Annotated in this window: 5 protein-coding genes; 4 read left to right on the plus strand and 1 reads right to left on the minus strand. The window is 41.2% G+C overall.

The genetic code is table 11. The features are described from left to right. Positions 1 to 621: 621 nt before the first annotated feature. Positions 622 to 1,212: a pentapeptide repeat-containing protein gene (locus C7H19_RS27330; RefSeq protein ID WP_106459556.1), complete on the minus strand. Its 591-nt coding sequence runs from the start codon at positions 1,210 to 1,212 to the stop codon at positions 622 to 624. 503 nt (positions 1,213 to 1,715) lie between these two features. On the opposite strand from C7H19_RS27330, the gene C7H19_RS24685 reads away from it, so the two are divergent. The 4 genes from C7H19_RS24685 (at position 1,716) to C7H19_RS24700 (ending at position 6,874) form a co-directional block, all read left to right on the plus strand. Continuing rightward, on the plus strand, positions 1,716 to 2,906 hold the full coding sequence (locus tag C7H19_RS24685) for a hypothetical protein (protein WP_146136595.1): 1,191 nt from the start codon (positions 1,716 to 1,718) through the stop codon (positions 2,904 to 2,906). A 135-nt stretch (positions 2,907 to 3,041) separates the two neighbouring features. Continuing rightward, entirely contained in the window at positions 3,042 to 3,323 is a 282-nt protein-coding gene (locus tag C7H19_RS24690) for a MerR family transcriptional regulator (protein WP_106459559.1), read from the plus strand. A gap of 168 nt (positions 3,324 to 3,491) precedes the next feature. Next, positions 3,492 to 6,467 carry a DUF3854 domain-containing protein gene (locus C7H19_RS24695; protein ID WP_106459560.1) on the plus strand — a complete coding sequence of 992 codons (2,976 nt, stop codon included), beginning with the start codon at positions 3,492 to 3,494 and terminating at the stop codon, positions 6,465 to 6,467. Positions 6,468 to 6,589: 122 nt separating this feature from the next. Further along, complete coding sequence (locus C7H19_RS24700) at positions 6,590 to 6,874, plus strand: hypothetical protein (RefSeq protein WP_106459561.1); 285 nt, start codon at positions 6,590 to 6,592, stop codon at positions 6,872 to 6,874. The last annotated feature ends 187 nt before the right edge of the window (positions 6,875 to 7,061 follow it).

Raw genomic sequence — 7,061 nt, forward strand, 5'->3', positions numbered from 1 at the left:
GGTTAGCACTCGCGGTCATATAAACAATTAACGATGAGTAATATTACTCAGTATAACAGGTTTGCAGACACGCCCTAAGTGAAGCGGACGAAACCACAGGGGTTTCCTTCGTCGTATGATTGGTCAGTTCGATGCTGAGTTCCATATTCATAACTTAAACATTAAGTGTTTAATCAATATTTTAACACAAAGTACGCGCTACAGCCGTACATTTAAGTCAAGTGAGAGCCAAAAATGTCAGACTTTCTATGAAAAGCTTTATTATTAGATCTTGGTTTGTCACGAAAGTATTTATCCCTCTTCTGTTATTCTCAGAATTTTCCTATTAATAAAAGGTTTGCAAGAAAAATAATATAAATCGATTTAAGTATTTTTTGTCAACTTTTTGTAATTGGCTCACCTGTCCAAATTTTTATTAAGAAATAAGGGGATTCATCAAGTATTGACAAAGGCAGGACAACCTTTGTCTTACTTTTTTACTTTGTGCGATCGCCTTGTGACTCAGAATTACAGAATTGATAAATTGTCAGGCTTTTCGGAGAGTAAAAGAAGAGAGATCTAGGCGATTTAGCTGCTCCACTAACTTCAAGACTACTTACTTCTTTAAGATTGAGTGAAGCCTCATTTGTCGTAGTAGCTCCTGTAAGTGGGATCGACCACAACAGTTCCGTCGGGCAATATAGTTTTCCAGAAGAAGGTTTTGTCGAGATGAACCCAGTCCCAATTTTTGGCAGAGCCCAACCAAGTCTCGATCAGGATCGCCCCAGTAAAAGTCGCCCCTTTCAAATTAGTAGCCCTCAAGTCAGCCCGAGTCAAATTAGCATAACCGAAATATGCCCCAGTCAAATCAGCATTTCCCAGCAAGGACTTAGTCAGATTGGTATTAGACAAATTGGCTCCACTCAAGTTAGCTCCTATCAGCCTAGCCGAAACCAGTTCGGAGCCACTCAGGTCGGCTTTGCTCAAATTAGCGTTTTTCAGGAGACAATGGCTAGCGAAACAAGAGCCTCTCATGCTAGCACCCTTCAAGTTAGCACCACTGAGATAACCCGAAAAGGAGATCAAATCAAGCTTGGCACCACTGAGATTAGCACCACTCAAATTAATTCTACTAAATTCAGCTTCTCTCAAGTCAGCTTTTTCCAAATCAATCCCAGTAAAATCTCGTTCCCCAGCAGCGTAGCGTCTGAGCAACTCAGAAGCCTCCATCATTCACCTCCTGAAACAAATTACACCATTAACAATAGCGCGATCGGTTTTTTAAATGTTCATGCTCTATTCCGCATCACCAACTCACAAGAAAAAACTGGACTTAAGGGTGGGCAGCTTTCATTCAAAATCGATTTTTAATAGTATTTATGAACTAAGTTAACAATGCTGTTCACCCTTGAGTCAAAACTTGGCGAATCCCCAACGATGGCAACAAAGCGGTGCTTTAAGCAAAAATAGCTCTTCCTAGGAAGGTTAAGATAAAGTGAAGTCAACTTAATCAAAGAATCATGCCAAGCAAAAAAATCCAAGTGCGAGAGTATACGGTCAGGGCGCACGATCGCATCATCCACACAAGAAGCTTTAAATTCATCTGCTCTTTTTGTCATGCAACTTGTCAAAGAGAGACCTATGCTACAGCCTGCCCAAAATACGGCAACGAGTGTGGTGGAGTTAAGAGCAAGTGCTTACGTTTTGAGACACAACAGAAGAAGTAGATTAGATTTATGTTATCAATGCCACCACCACCAGAACCACCAATAGACTCCCAACAATGGTTAGAACAATTAGCGAGTTATTATAAACAGCTTGTGGACTACCACCAACAAGCGGCTCAAACCGCAGCAAGACAACTAGCTCATTTAGAAATCCTCTTGGATGGTACGATTGAACCAAAAAATCAAATTCTCATTAATAGTACAAATGTTTCTTTAGAAATCAATCAGACGATGGATAGCCCTGCCATTGGTCAACTTTCTTCGTCAATGCCAGTAGTGGCTCATCAAGACTTGATAAATCCCCAATTTTCTTCATTATCGCCACCAAATACTCCAACCCTTGGAAAAAAACTGGACAAAACAGGACAGCCTTCTATCCCACGAATTAATCATGATCCCCAAGGCTCAACCGAACAAGGCTGTCCTGTTTTGTCAATGTTTAATGAATCCAAATTAACAAAGGAAATAGGTACATTACTAGCAACCGAGAAAGGTCATGCCGTACATATCGACTACATCGTTAGGAAACTGTACGGTATCAAAGATGGAGACAACTTAAGCTCAATAACAGATTGGGTGAGAATGGCACTCAAAAGCGGAGAAGTAGATAATAAATGGTCATCTATTCCCGATTCTCCTGAATGTTGGACGCTTAACTTACAAGAGCTAACTACCTTACCAAGTGGTGAAACGTCAGAAAAAACTACCTTAACCACTAGAGAAGTTGCCCAATTTCTTCAGACCAGCCCGAAAGTCATTATCAGAAACAAAAATAAGTATGCCGAACAGTTTACTGAAGGGAAACACTATCTAGTAGACGAGCAAAACTGGTACTACTGGACTCCATCAGGAATTGATTTACTGAAAAGCTTGCTCTTTTTACAAGCTAATCCTCCAAATCAACTATTAAAGCGAAAAAGCAAGACAATTGAACCACAACGGTTGCCTCCTTATAATAAGCTGAACCTAATGGAGTCAATCAAAAAGCTATTAGAGGAACGAATGGGTGAAGTTTTTTCTATTGATGAAGTCTGCCAAATTCTTTACGGAGAGCTTCCCCCTTCACAGTACACTCGTATACGGACACAAGTTGGAAAATATCTCTCCAAAGGCAAGTTAAAAGGCGACTGGGCAGCCGTTCCCGACCAAAAGAGCCGCTATACTTATAATTTAAACAAAATTATCGATGATGAGGACTAAAAGTAACGCTGTCTATCCTAAATACAGTTGACCTCGAAGTAAATTTTGCTAGAGTAGATATATAGAAAATGACTAAAACTACCGCAATCCTTGCGGAGACCGTATAAGATAAAACGAAAGAGAAGAACTTGTAAAATGACCCTAGCCCTGTCCCATCCGATGACAATCAAGCCAGAAGACTTTGATCCGCCACTGAAGCGGAAAGATGCTGCTGTGCCTTATTATTGGACGGTGGATGAACTAGCAGAGGAGTTAGGCGTTTCTGCCCGTAAAGTTCAGATGGATATAACTGGGTATGAAAAACTAAAAGTTCAGGCTAAATTAAAGGCTATTAAGGCTGGTTCGTTTTTTCTAATTGCCGAGCAAGATGCCTTTGAGTATATTCGACAACAACGTAAGCTTAAATCAAGAAGTTAATAAAATTTAATCTTTTAATTTTGCGGTTAACCGCAAGAAAATAGCTATAATTATTTTAGGTTCTAAAAAAGCCCCTTTCTGACAACCAATCTGAAGGGACTTTTCTAGCTTAATATTCACTCACCAAGCTTTGAGACTTGTTGAGACAACTTTGTATAACTACAAATTATGCTTGAGTCCTATTTTACACAAACTGACGGCTTATTAGCAACTAAACAAGAAGAACCGTTGTCTGTTTTATCATCACCAACCACTCAGTCTCCAACCTCAGAATGGGTTGATGGAAGTGAGATAGCATCTTCCCTCACTTCTAAATGGCTCTCCTGTATCTCAGACCCTGAAGAAATCGCCACCCTTCTAAACTGGACGTATTACGCTCACACAGGGGGATGGTACGTTAAATCAGTCAACCCGAAGACTGGGAAATATGCCAATCATGGGCAGTTCAAACCCGCAGTCCCCTTAGAACTTGATCGAAAGCCCCAAAAATATTTCTCATTTCCCAAGGGAAAAGGAACCGAACCGTTATTTGCCCCAATGATCTTGGAATTATGGATGGAAATAGCAGATCGCTATAATATCCCAATCGAGAACGATGACATCATAGAAAGCCGTCTCGACATGGGATTTTGGCTGTGGGTAATGAAGCATCCAGAAATACCGATCGCCATTACTGAGGGGGCAAAAAAGGCTGCCTGCTTACTGTCACATGGGGAGATAGCGATCGCTCTCACTGGAGTATGGAATGGGCAAATTGGTAAAGGAAAAGCCCTACACCCCGCATTAGTACCATTCATCGTTCCAGGACGTTGTGTCAATTTAGTATTTGACTCAGATCTAACAATCAAAGCGCAAGTAGAAGCAGCGTTAATCCAATTTGGTCGGTTATGTAAACTCTCAAAAGCCGAAGTATTCATCGTACAATGGGATCTAAAGCTTGGAAAAGGGATCGACGACTTCATCGTGCTCAATGGCGAAGAAAAATATCAAGAATTGTTAAGAAATCCCATTGCCTACAGAGAATGGCTACAATCGCTTGAAGTCCAAGTTACGCCATCAACGCCTCAAAACAGTAAAAAACCGCCAACACCCGACCTAATAGCGAGATCACTTAAAGAAAAATATCTTGATAAGTGGTTGTGGGATAACGAACATAAAACATGGCAGGAGTACGAACGCAAACAGAAAGGGGTTTGGAATCCAGTCGATGACCTGTACATATCAGTACAAGTGAACTTAATTTTAGAAGCCAGAGGGATTTCTGGATATGGGGCATCATACTTAAAAAACATCGTAGAGTTACTGCGCCATCAGCTTTATTGCCACGAATGGGGAGAGCAGAAAACCCTACTACCTTTTCTAGACGGTGTTCTTGACTCAGAAACAGGACAGTTCTCTCCCCATGCCCCAGGTCATCGATTAACGTGGGTATTACCGAGAAACTACACCTTACTCAACACCAACTGGGGAAGTATAGATCGCTGGTTAGATGAAGCCGTAGCGGGAGATATGCACCATAAACGGTTAGTATTGTGCTTTGCGGCTGCTATCCTGCGAAGACGATCGGACTTGCAGAAATTCCTGCACGTCATCGGGTTAGGCGGAAGTGGAAAAACGACCCTGATGAACCTTTTTGTGGCTGTTGTTGGAGAACAGAACACCGCCTCACTAGATCTAGAAACATTAAACGAAAAAGACGCGATCGCTGACCTGTTAGGTAAAGTTTTATTAATTTTTCCCGATCAAGACTCATGCGGAAAGCAGGTATCTAATTTTAAAAAGATTACAGGTCAAGATTTGTTAAGAGGACGGAAGTTGTACAAAGATGCCTTTAACTTTCGTTTTAACGGCATGGTGGCTATTACATCGAATCAACCGATCTTTCATGCAGGTTCGGGTCGTTGGTTAACTAGACGAGCATTAATGGTTCCTTTTCGACAAATCATCTGTGATGAGAAAGTACGGGACTTAGAGAAAGAATTCGAGTCTGAGCTATCGGCTTTCACCCATTACCTCTTATCCATCCCAGAAAGTGAAATAGAAGCCGTATTAAGAGGTATAGCAGGCGGACAAAAGATCTCTCTAACCTTATGGGAATCACAGGTGAGATCCGATGGATTAGCTTCATGGGTAAACGAACATCTCATCCATGATCCACTCGCCAAAACTCAAATCGGTAGCAATGCGCGTGAATGGAACGATGATCACTATAACCCTGATTCATCGACATTGTTTGGTTCGTATTGTTGGAATTGTCGAAATACACTGCGCTCGCCTCTTACTAAAGAGAATTTCTCAGCTAACCTGCTTGAACTCCTGAGTGCTACTTTAGGGTGGCAAGTGGAGAAAAAGAAAAGCAATGGGATGATGGTGATTAGTGGGGTGAGATTGAGAACGAACTCTGATAGCGATCGTCTAACCATTGAGGAACAACTTCAGGGAGGCTATCTAGGAGGGGGTCAGGGAGACCAAGGAGACTTAAAAGCATTGCCCAGTCTAGCTCAGGGAGACCAGGGAGACCAGGGAGACCTCATGAATCAAATTAAAAAACTAGAACTCGTTAATCAAAGTTTGTTAGAAAGATTGCGTTTGCTAGAAGGAAAAAATACTGTATTAGATCAGGAGATTAATCGTGAGCGAAAACCCTCCCTAGTTTCCCTAACCCTGACAGAGCAAGAAATACAAGCCTCCCTAGAACCGTCTGTTCAACTTTCTTCCGAAGCCTCGCCAAATTATTCGTCATATCCTCATCGAACAAGTAATGACATTCGTGCCAAAAAGAACCGAGCCGAACGCTGTAAAGAACTAATGCTCTTATGTAGTACATCTGAAGAAATAGAGCAATTCAAGAGTGAGGGTGGCTTTAGCAAGAGCGAAATTGAATGGGTCTATAGCTATTTATTATCAGGTGAGCAGCAAGCCAAAGTCGATGAAGCCGAAATTGCCCAACAAATGAACTTATTTGAGGAAATAAATCATGATTTTCAGCAACTCCTTACTGCGATTGATGTGGAGTTAGGGCGTGTGGAATGGAGTATTTCTCAGGCTAAAGAATATGTCATGTCTACTTATCATCAAAGATCGCGAAAATTGTTAAGCGATCGGCAACTTATAGAATTCTGGCAGTATTTAAAAAACTTGTAAAATTTCCTCTGAAAAAATAAGCCAAAGCAATCGCTCATCGGAACTCTGACCATACTTCTGTATTAGGTCTTTGTATAAATCTAGCTACAATGAAAGAATCCTTTTGAAATTTATCGCTTGTCATGAACGATTCTTCTATTGTTGGACATCGGAGTCAAACTCCCAAACCTGAGCCGATTCAACCAGAATTGAATGAGCCGATCAAGCTTTCGGTGGCGGTTGAGCGTTCTCAAGAAGCTTCGGCTGTGGCGATTTATTCAAAAGGGTTTGATTCGAGTCTGATCGATGAAATTAGGAAAGAGATCAAGAATGGTGACGGCTCTACCTTCTTTTTTGACTCGGAAAACGAAATGTTTCCTGAATCATTTTCTGAAGATTATCTAGATTTCCTGCACAGTTATGAATAAGGAAATTCGTCGCTGGCCACAAAGAAGATAACTGAGGGAAAGTAATTTGCTACAAATCCCATAAAAATTACCAAAAAAGTTTTCTGAATCATTAAGAGAGCAAGGAATTCGGTAGTCCCTACAAACGAGTGGAGGTAAGTTGGCATCGGGGGGTTTAGGGATTATAGTAGATCAAAATAACTACCAT

The sequence above is a fragment of the Aphanothece hegewaldii CCALA 016 genome, from assembly GCF_003007785.1.
Lineage (GTDB): Bacteria > Cyanobacteriota > Cyanobacteriia > Cyanobacteriales > Microcystaceae > Chroococcus > Chroococcus hegewaldii.